Origin of the sequence: Microcystis wesenbergii NRERC-220 (genome assembly GCF_032027425.1) — a bacterium.
Lineage (GTDB): Bacteria > Cyanobacteriota > Cyanobacteriia > Cyanobacteriales > Microcystaceae > Microcystis > Microcystis wesenbergii_A.
Genome location: NZ_JAVSJA010000001.1, coordinates 4,087,557 through 4,113,421, shown reverse-complemented (window position 1 = coordinate 4,113,421; position 25,865 = coordinate 4,087,557). Strand labels below are relative to the sequence as shown.

Below are 25,865 nucleotides of genomic sequence, written 5' to 3'. Positions count from 1 at the left end.
TTCCTCAATCTCAACACAGGGAAAAACTGTGATCTCAAACGATGTCAATATGCGATCGCTAGTTCTACCAGTCTTTATCTAGTCTATGATTCCCTAAAATTGCCGAAAATTAACAGGGAGTGGCTTGAAAGGAAAAACTAAACAAAGAGAGACTAAAAGGAGGCATCTCATGGTTGTGACTTTCTCTCACCTATAGGTGAGCAGCAGAAGTTGTTAAAAGAGGGCGAGTGCAATTTGCCCCTACAATAATATTAATGCGCCAATGGTAGGAGCGCACGGACTGCGTCCAAAATGTAATAGACCTCTGGCAAAAATCAAAAATCTTCGGTTAGGTGAGGAGTCAGTAGTCAGTAGTCAGTAGTCAGGAGAATTAAGAATGAGCATTAATCAATTAAATGGTCTATTCACAGATTTTAGGCAATTTTATGTCTATTTTTCTCATTTTTGCCCTCTCAAAAATTAATTATGCAAGAACTCTAATATATATATTTCTCCACAATTGAGATGCACCCGAGACTAAAGTAAAAATTCGCCTATTGCCTGTTCTTTGGTCTCTGATTACTGGTTACTGGTCACTCGACCGAATCTAAGACCTAATTGGTTAAGCTAAAAGCTTTGATGTGCTTAGTTTCTAACCTTCTTTTTAGGTAGGAGAATTGTCAGATTCTGTCTTTTGCACGAGTGCCTGTTGCCTCTTGCCTTCAGAAGCTGATAACTGTCTCCTATCCCCTAATCACTTTCTCACTTTCATCAAAGCGGCCCGGGCCTGTTCGCGGTCATCGAAATGGATTTTTTCCGTCCCCAAAATTTGATAGTCTTCGTGACCTTTACCCGCAATAATTACTCCGTCTCCCGGTTGCGCTGCTTGAATGGCCGTGTCAATGGCCAAAGCGCGATCGCTAATTACCTGTACGGTAATTTCTGGGGGAATGCCAGCGATAATATCCTCAAGGATTCGTTCGGGAGCTTCTGTGCGGGGATTATCGGAGGTAACTATGGCTAAATCTGCTAATTCTGCCGCTATTTTCCCCATTAACGGCCGTTTTGTCCGATCTCGATCGCCGCCACAACCAAAAACACAAATCATCCGACCGGAAATAAAGGGCCGGGAAGCTTTTAAAACATTCTCTAAACTGTCGGGAGTATGGGCATAATCGACAATGACGCTGATATCTTGGTCGGGAGCGGTGCTAACCCGTTCCATCCGCCCCGGTACTCCTGAAAACTGGGGAATTTGGGCGATTACTTTCCCTAAATCTACACCACATTCTAACACTGCCGCCACCGCCGCCAAGAGGTTAGCTAGATTATATTGACCCACTAGAGGAGAAGCAAAGGCTATTTCTCCTCGGGGAGTCACCATCACCCCTTCCACTCCCGTGGGTTGATAGTGTAAATCCTTAGTATAAAAATCGGCACTAGGATCGGACACACTATAGGTTAAAACCTGTTGGGGAGAGAGGGAGGCCGCTAAACGTTGACCATATTCATCATCAAGGTTAATAATCGCCTTACCTTGCAGATAATCGGGACTAAATAATTTAGCTTTAGCGGCAAAATAATCTTCCATATCGAGGTGATAATCGAGATGGTCTCTGGTGAGATTGGTAAACACCGTCACGGGAAAAGTACAACCCTGTACCCGTCCCTGGGCTAGTGCATGGGAACTAACTTCCATGACGGCGATTTCATTGCCGGCGTTCACCGCTTTGGCTAAACTGGCTTGTAACTCGTTAGCGAAAGGGGTGGTATGATTGGCGGTTTCTTGGAATCCTTGCCAACGGGTGTAAAGAGTCCCGAATAAAGCGGTGGGAATCCCTGCTTGGCTGAGAAAATATTCAATTAAATGGGTGGTGGTGGTTTTGCCGTTGGTTCCCGTCACACCGATTAATTTTAGGGTAAGGGCCGGATAATGATAGAATTTAGCAGCGATCGCACTAGCGGCAGTAACTAAATCTTCCACAACCATTACGCAAGCATCCTCCGGGGGGGGAAATTTAGCGGCGGCTGCTGGGGAGATAAGCGCCGCGAGGGCCCCGGTTTCCAAAGCGGAACGCCAAAATTCGCCCCCATCGACGCGAGTGCCGGGTAAACCGATAAATAAATCTCCCCGTTGACAAGCATGGGAATTGGTGGAAATTCCTGTAATCTCGGTTTCTAAAGCGATAGGAGAAGAAATCGGGGAAACCAGAGGGATAGTTGTTAAAAGTTCTTGTAGTTTCATAGTCAGGATTGAATCTAGGGATTGCTGCTTTTAGATTAGCCGATTATCAAAGAGGTTCCTAGGCCGAAGTGGGGGTGTGGGGTGTGGGGTGTGGGGTGTGGGGTGTAGGGTGTAGGGTGTAGGGTGTAGGGTGTAGGGTGTGGGGTGTGGGGAGAATAAAGCTGCCTTTTGCCTTTTGCCTTTTGCCTTTTGCCTCCTGATATCTGCGATAAGCTAAAAAAAACAAGGCTATAGCTTGTCAACTGTTGACGATTTTCTGCTGACGATTTTCGGGATATTTATATGCAATTCGTCGATTTTCTGGCTCTCATTCATCCTGTCCTAGGGATAGTGGTCGTTTTCCCCATTATTGGCCTCGTAGTTAACTTTGCTTGGCAAACCCGTCAACGTCGCCTAGAAACCAACGCGGGAAATAAAAGTAAAATTCCCCCAGTGGTCGGGCCAGAACATCTACGCTTAGGCCGCTGGTTAACCGCTACAGTGGTAGGGGTTAACCTTTTAGCACTAGCTTACTCGGTGGTTTACGGTTTTAATGGTTTTGTCGATAAACAAAAAGAGGGAAAATTAGACTCCTTTCAGGTCATTTTTGTGATTTTGATGTTTTTTGTCACCATTGCCTCTTTGGTCTGTCTCTACCGCGCTAGACAAGGCCTCTGGCGCGGAATTTTTGCCACCTTGACTGGCATCGGTTTAATTATTATCGGTTCTCAGGATGGGGTCTGGCGACTCTCGGCCCAATGGTACTGGTCCCACTACTATATCGGCATGGCCGCATCATTACTGATGATTTTCTCTCTGGCCATTGTCGAAGATATCTATAAAGACCGTTCCCATCGTTGGCGCATCGCCCATACAATTCTCAATTGTATTGCTCTGGCTCTCTTTCTGGGACAAGCGATGACCGGTTCGAGGGATTTGCTAGAAATTCCCCTCAGTTGGCAAAAACCGGCAATTTATCGCTGTGATTTCACCAATAAAACCTGTCCTGAACCGAAATCCCAAACCCCTCTCATCAACCCGATAAGTAAAAAAAAGGATGGACTGAATCCACCCTTTCTCTATTCAAGTTTTTTAGGGACTGGGAGAGGGTGAAGCAGTCGCGAAATCAATTACACTCAGAGGCACCAGGAGCGGTATCGATGGGTTCCTCACACCAATTGGCAATCCCATCAAGTCGGGGCAAATTTTTTGAGGGATTGGGCTGCAGGTTTCTGATTAATTCAGTCCATTCTACCCCTTGGGTCACAGCCACAGTATTGTTAGGTGAGGCACAGCCTGAATTTTTGCCCCAATTTTTACCCCAGGCAGCACCGACGAAAGCACCGGTACCGGTTTTACCGAGGGAATAGTTAGGAGCAAAGATAAACGCTTCTAGTCTTTCGCTGCCTCTCAGACAAATTTCCGGATCGGGGGTACCTCCAATAAGATCGCCAGCTTCTCCATAGGCATAAATTTGTAGATTGCCCGGTTTACAAACCGTGGGTGGGCTAACGCTGCTGCAGTCGTGTTTGATGGCACCGTTAATATTACCAATAACATAGAAAACTACCCGTTCTCCCGCAGTAATGGTAATCTGATCGCTACCACTCAAGTTGATATTATTAACGAAATACTCGTACGCTCCGCTGGGAGATTTGGTGTCTCCCGGTCTGGGAAAAGTTTCAGGACTGGTAAGTTCTAGGTTTCGCTGCTCTTCGGGAAGGTCAGTGGGCTTCGGCGGTAAATCGGGAAAAGGGACATCGACAACTTGCGCTTTGTAGGGGGTATTGGGTGCAGGTGTGGGCTGTTTAATTTTGTCCGTGCTAATAGAACATTCTAGCTCTGGGTTCGTCATGGTGTCGCTCATCACCACATCCCCTTGAAAGTTAGCACCATCTTCCGTGGCTCCCTCACTTATCCACAAAGCCGGGGCCGTGGTGCGATCGAATGCGAGGGGACGAGAAGGAAGAATCGGGATACTTACCACCACACGGTTACGGGAGGCGGCATTATCGTCCTTATCTATATCGGGAAGAGTCTTAGTTAGGTCTGTTGCGGCACTTTTGCGAGAACGTCCTTCCAGGGTGAGAACTCCCAAACCCACAAGATCGGAGTCCTCATTGTTTTCGGTAAAATTGTATCCAACCACGCGATAATAACGATTATCATTCAACTTAAACCATTCACCACTAGCTAAATCTCTTAATCCTGGACTTGCTGATCGTTGATTAGTTGGTGCGAGGATTTTGTTGGCAATTTCGTTCTCACGACTGGGATTACCACAGGCGGTGGTAATGTTTAATCTTGTTAAATCTTCTCGTAAAGGGGTACCGGTAGAAGGTACTTGGACGGTCTGCCAACAATCGCCGGAAGTACAATTACTGGGAACCTTCGCCATAACTCGAACGCTATTGAGTAAATCCCGTACACGCGCCACCCCAATTTCGGAACTTCTTAAACCATCAGCCCTGGCGTTTTGGGCAATTACTTTCGATTGGTCTGCTTGGGCGCGCATCATCATAGTCATTCCTGTTCCCATCAGGATGAGTCCAATTAACACGGCAAGAGGCAAGGCAAACCCTTTTTCCTTATTAGCCATCAGGTGAAGGCCTAAACGATTTTTCATAAGCCTGTTTATCTAAGAATGATTACTCTTACTATAATACTGTCAAGTTTTAGTCAAGTGACAACTGTGATCTAGCCTTTCTCGTCAAGGTGAAGTACAGGATAATCTTTGCTAATTAACTATTTCAGCGGCAAGAACGAACCTCATCTATCTGAGAAACGCTGTAAACAGCCGGTAGTTGTTCGCTAAGTATTTTCGACTTTTGACTTAACTAAAGGTTTTTCGATTCAAAAATGCTCGCCGAATTAAGCCTATTCCCCGACAAAAGCTGATAATTAACAACCAAAGTGATTGTAATTCTCCCGCCGTATTTTTCAGGGGCCAGCGCTGGGGACGACAGAATAGAAAAGTAATTAGTTTTCTCTGCTCTGATAGGGTAAGTGGCTGGAATTTAAGGGTTGCTTGCCAGATTTTTCCTCGTTTTTCTAGATTGACTAGATGAGCCGATAAGCGCAAATCTTCGCCTAAAATATCTAGGAGCAATTTTTCTGAGTAGATGGGTTCCCTCAGGTTAATTTCTGCTCCTATTTCTGAAAGTTTTTTCAGATTGCCCTCTATAATTATATCCGATTCTGTGATCAAGTTAACGGGAGATTCCAGTGCTTGGTATTGAGTTTCTAGGGTGAGGGGAGCTTCCAATAAAGCCACTAAAGCAGTCATGATAATCACCACGTTATATATAGCCAAAATCAAGCCAAAATTTAGGGGACTTGCTTGATAATTGTGATGATTTAAATTAAAGAAAATACTAATTAAGGTAATGGTGAGAAAAAAGAGCAATGGGTAGGATAAACGCCAATTATATTGATAATTTTGGCGAGCAATTCCCTTGGGTGTCACCTGAAATCCTTTGTCAAAGGGTTTCCAAAGAACATGGAGAACTGTTAGGGCTGTAGGTACACAAATAATCATCGATAGTACCTCAGAAAAAATAATAGAGCGCGAGCGAGAATTTAACCAGTGATAAGTGGCTAACTGCAGCATCATGTAGGGTAAAAAGATATAGATTGTCTCATCGATGGTAATGTTCAAAGGTACGATATAACCAAAGGTATAAAGGAGAGGAATAAGCAGAGAAAATAAACGAGCTAAGGGAGAAAACCAAGATAAAAGTCCTTCTAAGTGTGCCAATCTTTGGGGTATGGTTAGTCCCGCAATTTTCAGGGGATTAGCTTTGATAAAAAAGGCCTGTAAAGTTCCCCTTGCCCAGCGCAATCTTTGCCGTAAATAAGCTGATAAACTTTCGGCAGATAAACCAGCGCTGAGTTTTTCATTTAAGTAAATAACTTCATAACCTTTCGCTGAGATAGCAATCCCAGTGAAATAGTCTTCACTAATAGATTCTATATTAAAGTAGTCCACTTCCTCTAATGCTTTTCTTCTGACAATAAAAGAAGTGCCAGCACAGACAGGACTACCTACCCCATCTTTAGCTGGTTGGATATGACGATAAAATAATTCTTCGTCGGGAGTAACGAGATTTTCTAAGCCTAAGTTATGGGCGATAGGATCGGCGTTATAAAAGCTTTGGGGAGTTTGCACTAAGGCAATTTTAGGGTTTTGAAACCAGCCAACAGTTCTTTCTAGAAAGTTCCGACAAGGGATAAAATCTGCGTCAAAAACTACCACCAATTCCCCTTGGGTTTGTCTGAGAGCATGGTTTAAATTACCTGCTTTAGCGTTTTTTCTATCCTGACGAGTCAGATAATGACAATTTAATTTTTCTGCCAATTCATAAATTTCTGACCTCTGGGTATCATCGAGAATATAAATATTTTTATGAGGATAATTAAGGGCTTGACAACCGATAATAGTTCTTTTTAAGATGAAGGCTGGCTCATTATAGGTAGGAATCAGGATATCTACCGTGGGCAAATACTGTTTATTGCTCACCGCTTGGCTATAAAAATCAGCTTCTTTGCGTCTATCTTTCGTGGTTAAGACTAAGACTAACTGAATCATGCTACTACTTAAAACTATCATCTCAAGGCCTAAAAGGAGTAAACTAAAAAAGCCATTGAGAGGGGTGGAAAGATTTAAGGTTTCCAGAATTCTCCAGAGTAGATAGCGCAGGGTGATAGCTAGGGTGATAGAAATAATGACTAATCTTGACCAAACTTGCGGACGCGGAGACAAGAAAATGATTAACTGCGTAAAAATTAGCAGGATAACTGTGGGTAATAATAATTGATAGCTATTAGTAACTGTGGGAACTTTAATCCAAGCAAAGGGGTTAAAAAAATCTTCTACTAAGCCAAGGATTAATCGATAAATATTGTGTTCTGGCCAACATAATGATAAACTGACCATCATTAGCCCGCCGATCACTGCTAACATAATTAAAATAACTGATATTATCGCTAAAATCGACTTGAATAGGGAGGAATATGCTGGTTTTTGAGGGAACGGAAAGATCGATTCTCGGTTAGACATAAATCCCCTTCTGAGTAAATAAATCTAACTACATTTTACAATTCTTAACAAAAACCTGTGCATTTTTCGCAATGACAGGAGCGCTCTCCACCAAAATGCTACATTTTGTATCAAGCCGAAGATGAAACGAGCAAGAAAAAGTCTAGAAATAGTATACTTCGGTTAACCGTGAGGAAAAATTAATCTATGATCGCCGTCAAAATCGCCGTTGTTAGCGCTCTCGTTTTAGTTGTGGTCAAATTCGTCGCTTCTGCTCTAGGCAAAGGCAATATACCCCTGCTTAATCAGGCTGTCACCGTGATTTTAAGCCTTTTTATCGGTTTTGAGTTGATTCAACTGGGACAAGCGGTGATTGAAAAGATTAATTAAGGGCTAAACGGGCCAGATAGAAGCTAGTAATAGTTTTAGCATCGATCGATTCTCCCCGAGCGATCGCTGATTCCATTTCCTCAAAACTCATAAAAACCACTTCTAGATCTTCATCGGCATCTTGAGCGGGGGGCAAGCTTAATTGTTCCAGATCTCGCGCCAGAAAAGCATAGATGTATTCATCGGAATAACCCGGTGCCAGGGCAAATTTACCCAAAGATTGCCAATTGTGGGCCCGATAGCCCGCTTCTTCCTCTAATTCTCGTTTTACCGTCGTAGCGGGGTCTTCTCCTTCATCGATCGTTCCGGCGGGAAATTCCAGAATTCGAGCTTGCAAACTAAACCGATACTGACGTACTAAAACTAATTGACCTTCCTTGGTGATCGGAACTGCTAAAGCACCCCCCGGATGACGGACACATTCCCATTCTCCCTCGACACCGTTAGGTAAACGGAGTTTCGAGACTTGAAATTGAAAGACGCGACCTTGATAAAAAAGACGTTGTTGGAGAAATTGAGGCGGTTCAGACATAGAAAATTTTCAACTAGGACTTTAAGAATTAATATCAACAAATGTCACCTTTGTCACCGGTGTTAGGGAGCGGTCAGAATTATCGTCTGACGGCCAGGGAGAGATTCAGGTTATAATGGAAAATGCTGTCTTTACAGGTTAAATCTTTTTCGAGAAACCCCATGGCAAAAAAATCGATGGTAGAACGCGAGAAAAAACGCGATCGTCTCAGACAAAAATACGAAGCTAAACGGGCGGAACTAAAAGAACAATTCCGTACCGCCGAAGATTTTGAAGAAAAACTGGCAATTCACCAAAAATTACAGGAATTACCCCGCAATAGCGCCCCCAGTCGTCACCGCAACCGTTGTTTAACGACGGGCAGACCGAGAGGATACTATCGCGATTTTGGTTTATCCCGCAACGTTTTACGCGAATGGGCCCACCAAGGTCTCTTACCCGGTGTAGTCAAGTCTAGCTGGTAGTCAGAAACAAAATCCTCGGAAAAATCCTCTGATAGAGGTGTGTTGACATCTCCCCGCTTGCAAAAGACGGGGATTCTCATCGGTGAGTAGAAGCGCAGTTTCAACCCGCTTCTACTTGATGACGATCTATTTTAGGAAGCCTGTCTAATAAGCTAAGAAGGGTTTATTCTTAACCCCTGGCATAACCCGACAGAATTGTAAAAGTTAGGGTCATTAAAAAAAGCTGGGATGATCATTAAAGTAGTCCGAAGCCTGATCCTGATTTTATGGCTGTCAGTATCTCTCGTAATTGTAGGGTTGAGAAATACCCAATCTTAACCAATGAACAGAGCGAGAAAGTATGAGCAACCCTTCTCGCTTTATTATAACTAAACTAACACCTCCACAGCTTGCGGAACCACTGCCGTCCCAGTCGTGGTATTTTCCCCTAGGTAAATTCCCAAAGAACGGGCTGTTTTGACGATGAAACCATGGGGATCAACGGGATAGGCACAGCGATTCTCTTGATGACATTGTTTGATAATTTTGATCACCGGTTTCAGGGGCAGACTACGCACTTGTCCCCCGCGCCAAATCACCACGCGATCGAGTTTACCCTGTTCGATTAATTCTACGGCCTTAATGCCGAAAGCCGTCGCCAACAGTCGATCCATGGCCAAAGGAGGACGACTTCTTTGCAGGTGTCCCAAAGACATGGCCCGCACATCCATGGAATTGAGATAACAGAAGACGGGATCGGTAACGCACAAAGAGCGAGTTTTGTCAAATATTAATTTTTCTAAATAATCGGCAATATACTTCTCTTTTTGGTTATTTTCGTCCTTAACGCCCTCAGAAATTACAATGAGAGCGAATTGACGACCTTGAGCGCGTAATTGTGCCAAATGACGACAACAACCGTCGATAATTGCGGGAGTGAGAGCCGGGGTTAATTCGGGAATAAAAATCGCATCGGCCCCCCCGGCAATTCCGGCATGAAGGGCCAAATGACCAGCATCTCTACCCATCACCTGCACAATCATCACCCTTTCGTGACTAGCGGCGGTAAAGGTGAGATCATACAAAGCTTGAGTGACGATATCCACGGCAGTGGTAAAACCGACGGACCATTCCGTATAGGGAACGTCATTATCGATGGTTTTGGGAACTGCGATAATATTCCAATTGCCTTTCTGGGCGAGATCGTAGATGATATCGACGCTCCCATCGCCCCCGACGACGATCAGGGCATCTAATCCCAGCATTTCGTATCCTTGCAGGATTTTCGTGGCAATTTCTGGGTTTTCGGGATGTCCTTTGCTCAAAGAACCCAGTACACTACCACTAAGAAACTGCAAAACGTCTAATCCTTTCAATATCCCGGGTAGGTCATAGCCATGCTGAGTCAGGATCAAATCTTGGGGGTGATATTTCCCCTCAGCAATCTGCATAAAACCGTCGGTCCCGTAGGGAATGCCGTACACATCCCAACCCTTTAGTTTTGATGATTTCACCACGGCACGAATTACCGCATTTAACCCCGGGCAATCGCCACCACTGGTCAGAATACCGATTTTTTTCCTTTGATTCTCGTTCATGGTTATATCCTCCAGGATTTTTTTGTCAGTTATCAGTTATCAGTTATCAGTTACCAGTGATCAGTTATCAGATGTAAGTTTTCAGTTTTCAGTTAAGTAGCTGGTTATAATTAAATTAAAAATGGATTTTAGGTTCGATCCCCCCTGCCCCCCTTGATAAGGGGGGTGTCTGATAATTTTTAACGCCTACCTACTTAAGTTTTCAGTTCACTGATTACTGATTACTGATTACTGATTACTGTTTACTGATCACTGAAAAAAGCTCCCCACTCCAGCACTCCCCACTTTTATTTACTGGTGGTTTGAAAACGTTTCCAAACAGGTTCGTAACTTTGCAGGGCCCTCATATACTGTACCCGTTCAAAAGCCGTCGGATCGGGGCAATTCATTTGACTCATACTGCCAATTAACTGCTCGATCGATTCGTATTCATTTTCTTCCAACCAATGCAATAAACCCTGTTCGATCTTGGTAATTTCCTCCAAACCGTGGCGTAATAAAACACTAACTAACATAGTCACTTTTGCCCCCACCATCATCATTTTGATCACGTCGATGGCGTTATGAATGCCACTGGTAGCGGCAAAATCCGTCGGTACACGACCGTAAAGCATGGCAATCCAGCGCAGGGGTAAACGCATTGCTTGGGGATTACTGAGGATAATATTGGGGTGAACATCTAAGGTTTCTAAGTCGATATCCGGCTGATAGAAACGGTTAAATAATACCAACCCATCGGCCCCTGCTTCCGCTAATTGTTTAGCCATATTGGCCGTATTGCTAAAGTAGGGACTTAACTTCATCGAGACGGGAATTGATACCTCCGATTTGACAATTTTGAGGATATCAATATAGTTTTGTTCGACGTGATTTCCGGTTAATTCCAGGTCGTTGGGAACATAATAAACATTCAACTCCAAAGCATCAGCGCCCGCTTGTTGAATTTGAGTGGCATACTCTAACCATCCCCCGGCGGTCTCACCGTTGAGACTGGCAATAATGGGAATATCGACCATTTCTTTGGCTTTGCGAATATGGTTGAGATATTCGTCGGAACCAACGTGAAAAACCTCCGGTTCGGGAAAATAAGTCAAAGCCTCCGCAAAACTCTCGGCTCCGTGGGTAAAATGATGGTGTAGAGCCAGTCTTTCCTGTTTAATCTGCTCCTCGAAAAAGGAGTGTAAAACCACGGCAGCGGCTCCAAAGTCCTCCATTTTCTTGATATTGTCGATATCCTCGCTCAAGGGTGCGGCCGCACCGATGACTAACGGCGATCGCAATTGTAAACCCATGTAGGTAGTGTGTAGATTCATAACTATTCCTTGCCTCCTGTACCTTTTGCTGCTAAATACTGATACATTTGCCAGCGCGTATCCACATCTGCCTGTGCTTCTTTGAGCAGACGTTTAGCTTCCTCCGGCTTACTGGTGGCCAACATCTTAAAGCGATTCTCCGAGTAGAGAGTTTGCGCTACGGTAAGTTTAGGCGCACGGCTGTCCAATTGCAGGGGATTTTTGCCTTCTTTAGCTAAATCGGGATGATAACGGTACATTAACCAGCGACCGCTTTCCACCACTTCTTTTTGATGGTTCATGGCGGTGGTCATGTTGATCCCGTGAGCAATACAGTGAGAATAGGCGATAATTAACGATGGCCCGTTGTAAGCTTCCGCTTCTAGGAAAGCTTTGATAGTTTGCTCGTTTTTTGCCCCCATAGCCACGCTGGCCACATAGACGTTACCGTAGGTCATGGCCATTAAACCGAGGTCTTTTTTCGGTCCTGGTTTGCCACCAGAAGCAAATTTAGCTACGGCGGCGCGAGGAGTAGCTTTCGAGGCCTGGCCGCCCGTATTCGAGTAAACTTCCGTATCCATGACCAAAATATTCACATTGCGACCACTGGCTAAAACGTGATCTAAACCACCATAACCGATGTCGTAGGCCCAACCGTCACCCCCGACAATCCAGACGCTTTTCTTGACCAGATAATCGGCCACGGATAACAACATTTTCACCTGCGTGGTCGGGGTTAATTGCCCTAAACGGGATTTTAGGGCCTCTACCCGATGCCGTTGTTCGTAAATTTCCGCTTCATCGACTTGGTGACAATTGAGAATATCTGCCGCTAGACTTTCTCCGATTTCACTAGCGAGGGTTCCTAAGAGTTCTGCGGCAAATTCTGCCTGTTTATCGATGGAAACTCGGAATCCTAAGCCAAATTCGGCATTATCTTCAAAGAGGGAATTCGACCAGGCCGGACCGCGACCTTCGGCGTTAACTGCCCAGGGTGTTGTCGGTAAATTACCTCCGTAGATAGATGAACAACCGGTAGCATTAGCCACTATCATGCGATCGCCAAATAGCTGACTGACTAATTTAACGTAGGGAGTCTCACCACAACCGGCACAAGCGCCGGAAAACTCAAAGAGAGGCTCCTGCATTTGCTGATGGTTAATTTTATTGAGATTTAAGCTTAATCGGTCTGGATTAGGCAAATTAAGGAAGAAATCCCAGTTAACTCGTTCCTGTTCCCGCAGGGGCAATTGGGGAGCCATATTAATCGCTCTTAGACGTGGTTGCGATTTGTTTTTAGCGGGGCAAACATCAACACAGAGACCGCAACCGGTACAATCTTCGGCGGCCACTTGGATGGTGAATTTTAGCCCTTTCCAGTCGTGATCCTTGGCATTAGCGACTTTAAAGGTTTCCGGGGCCGTGGCTAATTCGGCCTCATCATAGACTTTCGAGCGAATAACGGCGTGGGGACAAACAAGAACGCATTTACCGCATTGAACACAGACATCCGCATCCCAAACGGGGATTTCTTGGGCAATATTGCGTTTTTCCCATTGGCTAGTGGCGGTGGGATAGGTCCCATCGTTGGGAAGGGCGCTAACGGGCAATTCATCCCCGTGACGGGCGATAATTTTGCCGAGGACTTCTTGGACGAAAGTGGGTGCGTTGTCGGGAATCGGTGGTCTTAATTCAAAAGCTTCAGGGGTGACAGTGGCGGGAATTGGGACTTGATAGAGGTGTTCTAGGGCAGAATCCACAGCTTTGATGTTCATCTGCACGATTTCTTCGCCTTTCTTGCCGTAGGTCTTGCGGATGGCTTTTTTGATTTGTGCGATCGCGTCTTCCCGAGACAAAACTCCCGCTAGGGCAAAGAAACACACCTGCATAACGGTATTAATCCGGCTGCCCATCCCCGCTTCTTTGGCCACTTGAGTGGCATTAATCGTATAAACTTGCAGATTTTTGTCGATGATAGTTTGCTGGAGATGGCGGGGTAAGTGACTAAACACCTCCTCCGGTGGATAGGGACTATTCAGGAGAAAAATTGAGTTCGATTTAGCGGTTTCTAGCAGGTCAAATTGTTCGATAAATTCCCACTGATGACAGGCGATAAAGTTAGCATCGGTGATTAAATAGGTAGAGCGAATCGGATGGGGGCCAAAGCGTAGGTGAGAAACGGTGACAGACCCAGATTTTTTGGAATCGTAAACGAAATAACCCTGGGCATAATTATCAGTATCTTCACCGATAATTTTAATTGAATTTTTGTTAGCTCCCACCGTACCATCGGAACCTAAACCGTAGAAAACCGCCCGCACTACTTCGTCCGGTTCAGTGGAAAAACTGCGGTCATATTCCAGACTGGAAAAGGTGAGATCATCAACGATCCCAATAGTGAAGTGATTTTTCGGTTTGTCGAGACTTAAGTTATCAAATATACCGGCAACCATGGCCGGAGTAAATTCTTTGGAAGATAAACCGTAGCGTCCTCCCACAATTTTCGGCAGCTTGCCTTCGTACTCTTCCATAAAGGCATTTACCACGTCTAAATATAGCGGATCGCCCCCGGCACCGGGTTCTTTACAGCGATCTAAAACGGCTATTTTTTTCACCGTGGCTGGCAAAGCTGCCAGTAATTTTTCGGCGGCAAAGGGACGATAGAGACGAACTTTTAAAACCCCAACTTTCGCCCCATTTTGATTGAGATAATCCACGGTTTCATGGACGGCTTCCGCTCCCGATCCCATTAAAATAATCACTCTTTCGGCATCGGGCGCACCGTGGTATTCATAAAGATGGTATTGCCGTCCTGTTAATTGGGCAAAACGATCCATAATTTTTTGAGTGATATCGGGACAAGCATAATAGAAAGGATTGACGCTTTCCCTTGCCTGGAAATAAACATCGGGATTTTGTGCCGTGCCTCGTAAAACCGGTCGATCGGGAGTTAAAGCCCTTTGACGATGGGCAATAATTAGATCTTCATCGATCAGTTCTTTGAGAGTTTCATCGCTAATTAATTCGACTTTTTGCACCTCATGACTGGTACGAAAACCATCAAAAAAGTGCAGAAAAGGAATCCGCGTTTCTAGGGTGGTAGCTGTGGCAATAGCCGCCAGATCTTGAGCTTCTTGAACGGAATTAGCCGCTAACATAGCCCAACCCGTACTTCTGGCAGACATGACATCACTATGATCTCCAAAAATTGACAATCCTTGGGCTGCTAAAGCACGGGCTGCCACATGGACTACTGAAGAGGTTAATTCCCCCGCAATTTTGTAGAAGTTGGGGAGCATTAATAATAATCCCTGGGAGGAAGTGAAAGTAGTAGTTAAAGAGCCTGTTTGTAGCGCTCCGTGCAGGGTTCCCGCTGCCCCACCTTCGCTCTGCATTTCGATTACGGAAGGAATGGTTCCCCAGAGATTAGCTCTGCGTTCGGCTGCCCAACTATCGGACCATTCACCCATAGGCGAGGAGGGAGTGATAGGATAAATAGCGATTACTTCACTGAGACGATAGGCAACGCGTGCAACAGCTTCGTTACCATCTATGGTTGCATAGGTTTTTGTGGTCATGTGTTCCCCTTAGTTTTTACGATATTTGTCGGGATTTTAAGTTTTTTTACGGCTCAATTTCGCACTAAATATCCTCTCGTTTCCCTGACAACCGAAGGATTTTCTTTGAGCGTCGCTTTTGACTCCCTATCTACTATTGGACGCTTACGGCAGACAGGCTTAAGTAGAGCAATTTTTCTGTCTCCACCTCGATCATTATCCAGATTCTTGGCTTTCTAGCAATTCGTTATTTTTTCTTAATACGCTGCTGAGTTTGCCAGCAACCGATACTGGGATTAATTAATGTTGAGAATTGATATATAAGTAGTTGGACAAAAGTAAAGTTAACTGTGGGTGGGGTAAGGAGTCAGGAGTCAGGAGTCAGGAGTCAGGAGTCAGGAGTCAGGAAGAATTGCGGCAATTTACATTTCTTAAGATAGACAACAGAATTTATGTCCGACTACTTAAAAATTAATAATACTTTTTTTAAAAAAGTGCTAGGTCAGAAGATAAGCTGTTGACTATCTAAATTACTCGTTAAGACTGTCTATGAGAAGGGAGAAGGAATTATGAATTATTAATTATGAAGTGGGGAGAAGGGAGAATACATAAAAGCTGTCTCGGAGTCTCGGAGTCTCCTGTCTCCTATCTCCTAACCGACCAGGACAATTTTTGATTTTTGCCAGCGGTCTCAATAACCAGTTGATTTAGTCGGCCGATGAAGTTAAGATGTACTAGGTTGAACACAAATGAACTAAAGTACAAATTATCTTACACGCAAGGATAGGAAAATAGATCATGACTAACCTCGAATCCCTTACTCAAGCGCAACAGGAGTTGTACGACTGGCTAATTGAGTACATTCGCACTACACAACACGCCCCTTCTATCCGGCAAATGATGCGAGCGATGAATTTACGCTCTCCCGCACCGATTCAAAGCCGTTTAGAACGTTTACGGGCCAAAGGCTATATTGATTGGACAGAAGGAAAAGCACGCACCCTGCGGATTCTCAAACAACCAGTGCAAGGTTTACCGGTTCTAGGCGTGATCGCTGCTGGTGGTTTAGTGGAACCCTTCACCGATGAGGAAGAAAAACTCGATCTTTCTAACCTGTTGCAACGCAGTCAAGACTGTTATGCCCTGCGCGTTTCCGGAGACAGTATGATCGAGGATCATATTGCCGATGGGGATCTAGTGATTATGCGTTCTCTGACGGGTAATGAAGCGGTGTCCAATGGGGAAATCGTCGCCGCCAGAGTCGAAGGCCACGGCACTACTTTAAAACGTTTCTACCAAGAAGGAGAAATCATCACTCTCCAACCCTCCAATCAAAAATATCAACCAATTACAGCCAATACCGAACAAGTACAAGTACAAGGGGTTTTGGTTGGTGTTTGGCGCGGTTATTAGCCAAAACTGGGGCGCACTTAAGCGCCCCGATAATTTTTCCTCTCCTTGGCTCCAGGTAAAGAATCGGGTTGGCAAACTAGGATAATATAAGGGTTTTAGCCTATCCCGAACTCAGGTGTCTTAACTTTTATGCCCAAAAAACAGAAGTATCCCCATCTCTTGGGATCAAAATGGACGGCAAAACAAAAAACATGGGGCTGGCGACATTTTCAAGTGGTCAATCGTCAAAATCGCGGTCAATGGGTTTTTGCCGAATTAGTCGCTTCCTGCGATCCGACTGTCCGCTTCTGGATTAATGCTAAACAGTTGCAAGATGCGAATCTCTGGCAATCAGGTTGGCAAACCCTAACGGAAATGAACCAACCCGACAGCGCCGACGAGATTATTGTTAATTAGGGTTTGCTGAAAAAGCTTTTCGGTGGTGGCAGGGTGTGGGGTGTGGGGTGTGGGGTGTGGGGTTTTACCAGTTTTGAGGTGGTCAACTACCTAATTTTCAGGGAAAAAGTACCTGAATTTTCCCCCGATCCCCGCAATGGCTGGCACTTTTTGAGGGGAAAAAAGTCCAAAAGTCTTATCCAACAAGGTTTTTAGATTTATTCAGCAGACCCTAATTAAGTAGGTAGGCGTTAAAAATTATCAGATGCCCCCCTTATTAAGGGGGGATTAAGGGGGGATCGAACCTAAAATCAATTTTTAATTTAATTATAACCAGCTACTTAAATGCAGTACAGCCTATTGCTGTTCCATAAAAGTCCGCACCGTACCATCGGAACCAAGCACCAGACGCAATTGGGGATTACCGGGGATATCGAGGGGAGAAACGAAAGGTTGATTGAGCAGGGGCATATTAGTGCGATCGAGATAGATTTTCGCCGCCTGTCCCAGGGGAATAATCTGTTTTAGGGAACCATCCTGATTTAAGACCAAACGGTACTCTAGAGTATGCTTGAGACTTTCCGGCGGTTGCCAACGGGATTGAAAATATTCTCTGGTTTCTGCCACTTGGGGAATTGTATCTAGTAAATTCGTCTCTGGGGCTTTAGCAGTGCTTGTGGGCGGTTTAGGGTTTAAATTGACATTTTCGGGGTTAATAGGGCTTATAGGCGGTAAATCTGGCAATTTTGGCGGTGCTGGAGTCGGATTCATCGTGGTGGGGGGAACATTTGCCAGTGCATTTGTACCCTGATCACCGGTGACGGGGGGGGCAGTAATCGGGATTTTCTGATTATCCGGTTCAATTACGATCGCCGTACCGCCGGGACGCGAACCTGTGACTGGTGGCGGCGGTAAAGTGGACGGCGGAATCACTAGGGGGACGCTAGAGGGGCGCACTGGGACTGGAACGGTTGCCACGGGCGGCGGTGGCGGTAAAGGGGTTTTATTGCCCAAATTTGCCGGTAACTGCGGGTTGGGGGCGGCCGTTCCCGTCGGGGGTAAAGGCAGCGTTGGCAAGGGTTGGGGAATCTTGGCACTATTGGGATCGGTGCTTAAATCATTGTTGACCGCCTCTTGCTGTTGATAAAATGCGATCGCTATTCCCCCGATAGTTATTAGGGCCGAAGCGATTAATCCCGTCCAGATCAGGACATTTTTTCGAGTTTTCTGGCGAATTAATGGGGGTATTAGGGGGATTTCATGGTTATATTCCCCTAAAGCATTGGCTAGATCGAATAATTGCGATGTGGTTAATTCGATCTCCTGTTGATCCTGATCGGTTAGCAGGGAACCTAAAAATAATTGATGCTGGAGAAGTCCCTGACAACGGAGAGAAGGCAAGGAGGGGAGATGACTTTCGGGGGAACCACTAGCCACGAAAGAGAGGGTAGAAACGGGACTAGAGAGTAAATTCTGCACATAATTAGCGACAATTTCCCCTAGGAGTTGTAATTGTGTGCGATCGCCTTTGATCGTCACCTGTTTTTCCTCACTCAATCTAGGATCATCAAAGCGCAATTGAAAGTGGGCATCGTTTAAGACATTTTTACCCAGCCAAACCGCTAGGGGCGAACTATTTCCCCAAATTTCTAGGGTACAGGTGGGGGGTGTATATTTGCGAATTAGATTACTCATTTTTAGTTATCGGTGGGAATTATAAATTATGAATTATGAATTATGAATTATGAACTGGGAAGCTTTTTTTCAGTGATCAGTAAACAGTAAACAGTAATCGGTGAACTGAAAACTTACATCTGAAAACTTACATCTGATAACTTATATCTGATAACTGATAACTGATAACTGATAACTGATAGCCTTTTTACTTTTTACTTGCCAAAAGGGTGTGCCAGAGAAGGAGATGACTGCGGGGGCTGCTGTAGAACAATAAATCGATTAATAATTTCCAGGCTAGGGAAGTCAGGCTAGAATCGCTGAGATTATTTTCCGATATTTCTGGGTATTTTAAGCGAAAATTATCGATATAATTGCCCAAAAGCGTGGTTTTGACCGGTTCTTCTCCTTGAGTCCCCACTTGTTCCAAAAGAATTACAGCGCGACGGATTAACTCTTGCTTTTTTTGGGCTAGATGACAGAGGAGGAGAACTAGAGAACGGATGTCCGCTAGGGAGAGGTTTGACTGGGGTTGCCAGTAGTAGGCAACTAGGCGATCGCTTGTATCCGCATCTAAGGCTAATTCCTGGGCTGCTTGGGTGATAGACTCAGAGTCTAAATTAGCTAGAGAGACTAAAGATGCCAAAATCAGGTTTAAATAGCTATTAATACTCTCTAACTGCTCGTTACTGGGTGAGATAGCTAGGGGTAAATCCTCACCCGTGGAGGACTCGGCAGACTGAGGCATAGTCAAGGACATAGATAATAAGGAATTGCCAGCAGAAAAACTTGGGTTTAGGAGAAAAAATCACTGGTTCTAAAGTGTCATCGCCAATTTTGGCTCTGAAACCCCGTTCTCAAAGGACGGCTTTACTATGAAATACTAGCGCATTTACACGATATATGCTAGAATGTGAGATATGGAGAAAGCCTATTCGTTTCGATTTTACCCCACAGCAGAACAAGAGTCGCTATTGCGGCGCACCTTGGGCTGTGTAAGATTAGTTTACAATAAAGCTCTCCATCTCAGAACACAAGCTTGGTACGAAAGACAAGAAAGAGTAGGATATGCTGAAACTTCTTCGATGTTGACTGAGTGGAAAAAACAAGAAGAATTAGACTTCTTGAATGGGGTTAGCTGTGTTCCTTTACAACAAGGTTTAAGACACCTACAAACAGCTTTTACTAATTTCTTTGCTGGTCGTACTAAGTATCCTAACTTTAAGAAAAAACATCAAGGAGGAAGTGCCGAATTTACTAAGTCTGCTTTTAAATTCAAAGACAGACAAATCTATTTAGCTAAATGCACAGAACCTTTACCTATTCGATGGTCAAGACAAATACCAGACGGATGTGAACCAAGTACAGTAACGGTCAGATTACATCCTTCTGGACGTTGGCATATCTCAATAAGATTTGATGACCCAACGATTAAGCCTCTACCAGTAACAGATAAAGCCATTGGAATTGACTTAGGAATTAGTAGCCTCGTGATTACCAGCGATGGCGATAAAGTATCTAATCCTAAGCATTTTAAGAAACATTATCAGAGGTTGCGAAGAGCATCGAAAAATCTTTCTAGAAAACAGAAAGACTCAAAGAATCGAGAAAAGGCAAAAATCAAAGTAGCCAAAATTCACGCTCAAATCACCGATAGCAGGAAAGACCATTTACACAAGCTAACCACTCAATTAGTTCGTGAAAACCAAACGATTGTGGTTGAGAATTTAGCCGTTAAGAATATGGTCAAAAACCCGAAATTATCTCAGGCAATATCTGATGTAAGCTGGGGAGAAATCACCCGACAATTAGCCTATAAATGCCGTTGGTACGGGAAAAATTACATCGAAATAGATAGATGTTTTCCCAGTTCTAAACGGTGCAGTAATTGTGGGTATATTGTGAAAAAGCTGCCGTTAAATGTTCGAGAGTGGGACTGTCCGAACTGTGGGACTCACCATGACCGAGACATTAACGCCAGTAAAAATATTTTGGCCGCAGGGCTTGCGGTGTCAGTCTGTGGAGCGACCATAAGACCAGAACAGAGTAAAACTGGGGCGGCAGGTGCGAAAAATCCTTCGGGAAAGAAGCAGAAACCTAAATCGTGAGGTTTGGGAATCGCCGTCCGTTTTACGGCGGCGAGGATGTCAAAATAATTGAGATTGTTCTTTTCTTGCACGTCCGCTCACCGATTGCCTCCCACCCAATGAGTTTAGAATCCGCTACCGATGAAGTCATTAAGCAAAATTTAGAACAATTTCTAATTGTTTTGTCCGTTTCCTTGAGTGTGGCCACGGTTTCGAGGATTTTTAGCTGGTTTCGCCAAATTCCTTACACCCTATTGTTAGTGATAGTCGGTTTAGGTTTAGCTTTCATCGATATCCGTCTGGTGAACCTATCCCCCGAACTGATTCTAGAAATTTTTCTGCCCCCTTTGCTATTTGAAGCCGCTTGGAATACCCGCTGGCGAGATCTGAAGGATAATTGGATTCCCGTCAGTCTTTTCGCCATTGTCGGCGTAATTATCTCGATTTTCGGGGTTGGTTTTACCCTCGATGAATTGACCAATTTACCCCTATTTACGGCCTTATTAGTGGGTGCGAGCCTTTCTTCTACGGATCCCGTCGCTGTTGTCGCTCTTTTTCGCGAATTAGGGGCGAGTAAAAAGCTCACCGTGCTTTTGGAAGGGGAAAGCTTATTTAATGATGGGGTCGCTGTCGTCGCTTTCGCTCTTTTGGTGGAAATTCCCCTCGGTGCTAGTGGTCTATCCTTAGAGACAACCATTAGCCGGATTGCCGCTTTTATCGGTATCGGGGTGGCAGTGGGTTGTTTAGTGGGTTTTGGTATTTCCTATCTGACTCAGCGTCTCGATTTACCCCTAGTGGAACAGTCTTTAACTCTTGTGTCCGCCTACGGTGCTTATCTATTAACCGAGGAGTTCGGGGGTTCGGGGGTAATCGGAGTGGTGACTACGGGGATTATTTTGGGTAATTTTGGCTCTAGAATCAGTATGAGTCCCCGTACCAGACTATTAGTCACGGAATTCTGGGAGTTTCTTGCTTTTTTTGTCAATTCGATCGTTTTTCTCCTCATCGGCGATCAGATTCGTCTCTCCAGTTTAGCCGATAATCTCAATTTAATTTTTATCACGATCGCCGCTGTGGTAGCGGCCCGTTTTCTGGCTACCTTTGCTTTGGCAACTGTTAGTAATGCCTTGATGGAAACTAAAATTAATTGGCGAGAAAAAACGGTTTTATGGTGGGGAGGTTTGCGCGGTTCCGTTTCTATTGCCCTAGCTTTAAGTGTGCCGGTTATTTTTCCCAATCGTCAGGATATCATCGATATCGTCTTCGGAGTTGTTCTCTTTACCCTTTTGGTTCAAGGATTAACTATTCAAACTTTCCTATCGAGATTAGACTTGATCGGCGATCAACCAATTCGAGAAAACTATGCGGAACTTTTAGCCCGACGGGTAGCTTTAAAAAGAGTTTTAGACTATCTTTCTAAGTTAGATAAATCTCCCGATGTTGCCCCCGAATTCTTTAGTTATGAGCAGCATCTCGTCAAAGAAAAGTTAAAGACCGTAGAAGCGGAAATACAATCTCTCAACGATAGTTATCCCCAATTACAGCTATTGACAATGGAACAACTTCGGGAAACCCTCCTAGATATCGAAGCTGATACCTACGCTGAATTTATTCGATCCGGCCGTTTAACTAGCAATTTATCCCCCGTCCTCCAAGAAATTCTCGCTGAAAGTAAAATTAGTGAACAGTAGGACTATTTTGGGGTATATACAATCAATCTCAATTCTCCTAACGATCAACGACTGGGTTTTATGACAAAAACCCCTGCAATTAATGAAGGGGTTTTTGTGGGGTTTTATGGGGGATTTTAGGAGACTTTTGTGGTTTCTTTTTCGGTGGATTGGGAGGGTTTTAGTTTGCGCTTGAGGGTTGAGGCTGCACCCACAATACTAATCGCAAGTAAGCCAGCTATATTTCTGGATTCAGGAACGGAAACAGCAGGAGCAGTCGGAATAGGATCAATGGTTGGATCAACAAAACCCCCTGATATAGCATTCCCAAAACCTGCCAACTGAAGTGAACCAAATCTTCCTAAAACTTCCACAGTACCAGTGGAATTTTCATAAATACGAAAGCTTCCTAACTCTGGTCTATTAGGAAAATATAAGATATCAGCTTGCTGTTCAGGAGTCGCATCAAAAATCACTCCATCGACCAGAAGAAAATTGGGGGTTAGCTCTAATCTGATCTGTTCAGTCAAAATCTGATTAAAATCAAATGGAGTGGTGGTGGACGAACTACTAGAAACTGCTAGTTCTGAGGTGTGACCACCAACAAAACCAAGTCCATTTTTATAGCTAAGTGTTCCTAAGACAAAAGTTTGTCCAACTTGAACATTCTCAAAAGATGTTCCATCGAATTTAAAAAAGTTGGGATCGAAACTGGGAAAACTAAAATTAAGTTGATTAGTACCAATTCCATTGACATCTGGATAAGTAATGTCAGGAGCACCAATTAAGTCTAAGCTATTAAAAACACCGTTCGTCACTCCAGAACCTACGGGTTGGCTATTTGCTGGTAAATTGCTCCAAGCAAGAAAAGAAGGGAGCAGAAATAAAAGCTGCTTAAAAATGGTCTGCTTGATAGAATATTGCTTTGCGACACTCATGTAATTTACACACTCCGTTAATGGCGACACTCCGTTAAGGACAACTTGAAGCCAGCATACACACTCCCCCCCCCACAACTGTATCCTAAGCTACAATTTAATAAATCTTTATATTCTTCTCCCTAGCTTAGGGATTCATAGGGGAAAGAGTTTCAGGTATTTTCCCCTGTTTTACTGCTTCTCAGGCGACCGATCGCCTTCCGTGAGGGATTGTGGCGCGGTGTGTCAGATTCGGTAATATGGCATAGAACGAGTTAGTTAGGACAGATGCCTGAAGGCTTTACTCACAGCATCCACAAGGTTTTCACTATCATTGATAATCTGACTAACATAGTTTTTCAATCTAGCCCAGAACTTTTCAATTTTGTTGAGGTCTGGAGAATAGGCGGGTAAAAATAGCACTTCACATCCCGCTTTAGCTAACAATTTTTTGATTCTCTCTTTGGGATGAAAACTGGCGTTATCAATGATGATAATTTGACCGGGTAGTAGTTCGGGTAATAGCAATTGTTCTATCCACTCACACACCAACTCTGTATTACAGTACCCCTCAAACACCATTGGCGCGATCGTGGAACCACGCCACCAACCGCTGATCACACTAACTCGTTCGCTACAGTGACCTAACTTTAAAGCCTCAAATCTTTCTGATTTGTGACAATATCCATAAGGATAATCGATGGTGTTATCTATTCCAGCTTCATCAATATAGACAAATCTTTCCGGGGCATAACCTCTGATTTTTTGGAGAAACTCTTTTCGGGCTTCTTCATCTCTTTCTCTGTAGCCATAAGTTTTTTTTTTCTAGTAAATCCAATTCTTTTGAGCGCTTGACCAATTCTCATCCTACTGACTGGGTTAGCCCATTTTTGCGCCATTTTTTCTTGGGTCAAATGCCCATATTGTTCGGCCAACTTTTGAAAGGCTTCTAAATCGTCAATTTTGGGCTTCGGCCCTCGACGATAGTTAGTTTTAGCGGCCACCGTCCCAGTTTGTTTCTTCCGTTTCAGCCATAGGTCTAATGTATTACGACTAATATTGAGGGTGCGACAGACATGGCTTTTTTTCTCCCCTCGCTCTACGGCACTCACTGCTTTCTGTCTTAAATCATCACTATAGGGTGCTGCCATGAAAGCTTCTCCTCATTTCTTTTTCTCTATTATGTCCTAACTATCCCGCTCTTTGCTATAGGGTTCAAAATTTCGCTAACATTGTTAAGTAGCTGGTTATAATTAAATTAAAAATGGATTTTAGGTTCGATCCCCCCTGCCCCCCTTGATAAGGGGGGTGCCGATAGGCGGGGGGATCTGATGATTTTTAACGCCTACCTACTTAGGTGATTATTTATTATGAGTATGTCGAGAGAGGAACAATTAAAGCTCCTTGGTCAGATGAAAGATTCTGATATAGATTATTCAGATATAGCTGCTACTGATGCCGAATTTTGGCAAGAAGCTACTGTAGAAGCTGCCCGTTGGATGGTATCGAGGGAAACGCCCATCGCCAGTAGGGGCAATTCATGAATTGCCCCTACTCCGTACCTCCCAACTGGGTTTTAAGTTTTATGATGCCTTACATCTGGCTTTTGCTGAAGCGGGGGGCGCTGATATTTTCCTGACCACCGATGACAGGCTGCTGCGAAAAGCTCAACAATATAGAGATTCAATTAAGGTAACGGTAGAGAATCCCTCGCTTTTAGCGATGGGAGTGTCAAAGGAGGATGGCAATGAAATTAGCTGAACTGAGAAAACAAGGATATCAAGCTTTAGTTGACTCTTTAGGGGTGGTGGGAATGCTCCGCTTCCTGCAACAATTGGAAGTCGGCCATGGCGATTACACCGCCGAGCGACACCAGTGGTTAGATGAACTGACCCTCGCCGATTTTCAGAGCTACGTTCAACAAAAGAAAAGTATCAATGGTGGGGAGTTAGGGGGTTAGAAGGCAAGAACTGGCTCTTCTGGTTTCTGTGTGGAAACGAGGTCTATACTGATAGAATATCCGTCAAAATAGTGCTTAAAGTCTTGCCTGATCAGCATTTCACGATTCCATAGGCAAAAATTATCAGACAAAATCGAGAAGAGCCATTAATTCTGTCGGGGTGATTAGAAAGGAATATCGTCTAAATTTTCCTCCACCGATGTGTCGCTGGGTTGCCAAGCGGAAGGATTAGAAAGTTCATAGGATGCGTCGTATTCAAAGTCCCCGGTGGAGACAGGTGCGACGGGTTTTTCCACCTCAGTTTTATTCGATTTGTGGGTATTGATTGGCACGACTTTTTCTGGAGTCGGGGCTGCCATTTCACCGCTACTCATGCTGCCGTCAAGATGATAGAGATGACTAATGACTAATTCGGCCCGTTTTTCCTTAAAACCTTCGGGACGATCGATCATCTGCATGGAGAGACGACCTTCCAAAATTACTTGATCGCCTTCATTATAGTTCTGAGCGACTTCTGAGGCTAAATTTCCCCAAGCTACGGCCCTTAAATTAGTCGGGGTTGCCTCGGCACGATTGGGAGAAAACTCGACTAACATTTGAGCGTAGGGAGTTTGATTATCTTGGGTATAACGTAATTCGGGACGACGGACAATTTTAGCCATTAAAATGCAACTGTTCATGGTCGAAAATCAGTCTGAATTTTTCTAATAGCACCA

21 protein-coding genes and 2 pseudogenes are annotated in these 25,865 nt (G+C 44.4%); 10 read left to right on the top strand and 13 right to left on the bottom strand.

Annotation, left to right across the window (positions count from 1 at the left end):
* Positions 1 to 733: 733 nt before the first annotated feature.
* On the bottom strand, positions 734 to 2,224 hold the full coding sequence (locus RAM70_RS19890; RefSeq protein ID WP_312675275.1) for a UDP-N-acetylmuramoyl-L-alanyl-D-glutamate--2,6-diaminopimelate ligase: 1,491 nt from the start codon (positions 2,222 to 2,224) through the stop codon (positions 734 to 736).
* 282 nt (positions 2,225 to 2,506) lie between these two features.
* Here RAM70_RS19890 and RAM70_RS19885 point away from each other — a divergent pair.
* Positions 2,507 to 3,250 (top strand): annotated as a pseudogene (locus RAM70_RS19885) (DUF4079 domain-containing protein); the annotation flags it as partial.
* A gap of 79 nt (positions 3,251 to 3,329) precedes the next feature.
* Here RAM70_RS19885 and RAM70_RS19880 read toward each other — a convergent pair.
* Together RAM70_RS19880 and RAM70_RS19875 are read right to left on the bottom strand one after the other, a co-directional pair.
* Positions 3,330 to 4,829, bottom strand: a complete 1,500-nt coding sequence (locus RAM70_RS19880; RefSeq protein WP_312675274.1) for a hypothetical protein — start codon at positions 4,827 to 4,829, stop codon at positions 3,330 to 3,332.
* Positions 4,830 to 5,036: 207 nt separating this feature from the next.
* A complete protein-coding gene (locus tag RAM70_RS19875; RefSeq protein ID WP_045358830.1) occupies positions 5,037 to 7,262 on the bottom strand; it encodes a glycosyltransferase in 2,226 nt (741 codons plus the stop codon).
* Between the two features lie 186 nt (positions 7,263 to 7,448).
* Between RAM70_RS19875 and RAM70_RS19870 the strand changes: the two genes are divergently transcribed.
* A complete protein-coding gene (locus RAM70_RS19870) occupies positions 7,449 to 7,631 on the top strand; it encodes a hypothetical protein (RefSeq protein WP_002759616.1) in 183 nt (60 codons plus the stop codon).
* Here RAM70_RS19870 and RAM70_RS19865 read toward each other — a convergent pair.
* Complete coding sequence (locus tag RAM70_RS19865) at positions 7,624 to 8,163, bottom strand: NUDIX hydrolase (protein ID WP_045358832.1); 540 nt, start codon at positions 8,161 to 8,163, stop codon at positions 7,624 to 7,626. The genes RAM70_RS19870 and RAM70_RS19865 overlap by 8 nt on opposite strands.
* A gap of 161 nt (positions 8,164 to 8,324) precedes the next feature.
* On the opposite strand from RAM70_RS19865, the gene rpsN reads away from it, so the two are divergent.
* Positions 8,325 to 8,627, top strand: a complete 303-nt coding sequence (rpsN, locus tag RAM70_RS19860) for a 30S ribosomal protein S14 (RefSeq protein WP_045358860.1) — start codon at positions 8,325 to 8,327, stop codon at positions 8,625 to 8,627.
* Positions 8,628 to 8,995: 368 nt separating this feature from the next.
* On the opposite strand, the gene RAM70_RS19855 is transcribed toward rpsN, so the two are convergent.
* From RAM70_RS19855 to nifJ, 3 genes are all read right to left on the bottom strand, one after another.
* Positions 8,996 to 10,204, bottom strand: coding sequence for an ATP-dependent 6-phosphofructokinase (locus RAM70_RS19855; protein ID WP_312675273.1), 1,209 nt, complete (start codon positions 10,202 to 10,204; stop codon positions 8,996 to 8,998).
* A gap of 287 nt (positions 10,205 to 10,491) precedes the next feature.
* Positions 10,492 to 11,517 (bottom strand): dihydroorotate dehydrogenase-like protein, encoded by a 1,026-nt coding sequence (locus tag RAM70_RS19850; protein WP_312675271.1) that lies wholly within the window; start codon positions 11,515 to 11,517, stop codon positions 10,492 to 10,494.
* 2 nt (positions 11,518 to 11,519) lie between these two features.
* Entirely contained in the window at positions 11,520 to 15,074 is a 3,555-nt protein-coding gene (nifJ, locus tag RAM70_RS19845; protein WP_312675269.1) for a pyruvate:ferredoxin (flavodoxin) oxidoreductase, read from the bottom strand.
* 777 nt (positions 15,075 to 15,851) lie between these two features.
* On the opposite strand from nifJ, the gene lexA reads away from it, so the two are divergent.
* Entirely contained in the window at positions 15,852 to 16,466 is a 615-nt protein-coding gene (lexA, locus tag RAM70_RS19840; protein ID WP_045358838.1) for a transcriptional repressor LexA, read from the top strand.
* A gap of 129 nt (positions 16,467 to 16,595) precedes the next feature.
* The gene (locus RAM70_RS19835) at positions 16,596 to 16,862 is read left to right on the top strand and encodes a TIGR02450 family Trp-rich protein (protein ID WP_002737176.1); all 267 of its coding nucleotides are present in this window, start codon (positions 16,596 to 16,598) and stop codon (positions 16,860 to 16,862) included.
* Between the two features lie 336 nt (positions 16,863 to 17,198).
* Here RAM70_RS19835 and RAM70_RS19830 read toward each other — a convergent pair whose 3' ends face one another.
* A complete protein-coding gene (locus RAM70_RS19830) occupies positions 17,199 to 18,536 on the bottom strand; it encodes a DUF4335 domain-containing protein (RefSeq protein ID WP_288000932.1) in 1,338 nt (445 codons plus the stop codon).
* Positions 18,537 to 18,723: 187 nt separating this feature from the next.
* A complete protein-coding gene (locus RAM70_RS19825; protein ID WP_190381747.1) occupies positions 18,724 to 19,263 on the bottom strand; it encodes a DUF3038 domain-containing protein in 540 nt (179 codons plus the stop codon).
* Between the two features lie 172 nt (positions 19,264 to 19,435).
* Here RAM70_RS19825 and RAM70_RS19820 point away from each other — a divergent pair, with 172 nt between their 5' ends.
* Positions 19,436 to 20,623, top strand: coding sequence for an RNA-guided endonuclease InsQ/TnpB family protein (locus tag RAM70_RS19820; RefSeq protein WP_312675261.1), 1,188 nt, complete (start codon positions 19,436 to 19,438; stop codon positions 20,621 to 20,623).
* Positions 20,624 to 20,721: 98 nt separating this feature from the next.
* Entirely contained in the window at positions 20,722 to 22,293 is a 1,572-nt protein-coding gene (locus RAM70_RS19815; protein WP_024969892.1) for a Na+/H+ antiporter, read from the top strand.
* Positions 22,294 to 22,409: 116 nt separating this feature from the next.
* Here RAM70_RS19815 and RAM70_RS19810 read toward each other — a convergent pair whose 3' ends face one another.
* From RAM70_RS19810 to RAM70_RS19800, 3 genes and pseudogenes are all read right to left on the bottom strand, one after another.
* Positions 22,410 to 23,210: a choice-of-anchor K domain-containing protein gene (locus RAM70_RS19810; RefSeq protein WP_312675260.1), complete on the bottom strand. Its 801-nt coding sequence runs from the start codon at positions 23,208 to 23,210 to the stop codon at positions 22,410 to 22,412.
* A gap of 258 nt (positions 23,211 to 23,468) precedes the next feature.
* Positions 23,469 to 23,954, bottom strand: a pseudogene (locus RAM70_RS19805) (IS630 family transposase); the annotation flags it as partial.
* On the bottom strand, positions 23,900 to 24,340 hold the full coding sequence (locus RAM70_RS19800; protein ID WP_312672026.1) for an IS630 transposase-related protein: 441 nt from the start codon (positions 24,338 to 24,340) through the stop codon (positions 23,900 to 23,902). The pseudogene RAM70_RS19805 and the gene RAM70_RS19800, both read right to left, overlap by 55 nt.
* Positions 24,341 to 24,559: 219 nt before the next feature.
* Here RAM70_RS19800 and RAM70_RS19795 point away from each other — a divergent pair, with 219 nt between their 5' ends.
* The 3 genes from RAM70_RS19795 to RAM70_RS19785 are packed head-to-tail and all read left to right on the top strand — an operon-like array spanning position 24,560 to position 25,149.
* Positions 24,560 to 24,733 (top strand): hypothetical protein, encoded by a 174-nt coding sequence (locus tag RAM70_RS19795; RefSeq protein WP_172456625.1) that lies wholly within the window; start codon positions 24,560 to 24,562, stop codon positions 24,731 to 24,733.
* A gap of 1 nt (position 24,734) precedes the next feature.
* The gene (locus tag RAM70_RS19790; RefSeq protein WP_312675257.1) at positions 24,735 to 24,950 is read left to right on the top strand and encodes a PIN domain-containing protein; all 216 of its coding nucleotides are present in this window, start codon (positions 24,735 to 24,737) and stop codon (positions 24,948 to 24,950) included.
* Entirely contained in the window at positions 24,937 to 25,149 is a 213-nt protein-coding gene (locus RAM70_RS19785) for a hypothetical protein (protein WP_002758270.1), read from the top strand. The genes RAM70_RS19790 and RAM70_RS19785 overlap by 14 nt, the downstream gene beginning before the upstream one ends.
* A gap of 164 nt (positions 25,150 to 25,313) precedes the next feature.
* Here RAM70_RS19785 and RAM70_RS19780 read toward each other — a convergent pair whose 3' ends face one another.
* Positions 25,314 to 25,829 carry a single-stranded DNA-binding protein gene (locus RAM70_RS19780; protein WP_312675256.1) on the bottom strand — a complete coding sequence of 172 codons (516 nt, stop codon included), beginning with the start codon at positions 25,827 to 25,829 and terminating at the stop codon, positions 25,314 to 25,316.
* Positions 25,830 to 25,865: the final 36 nt, after the last annotated feature.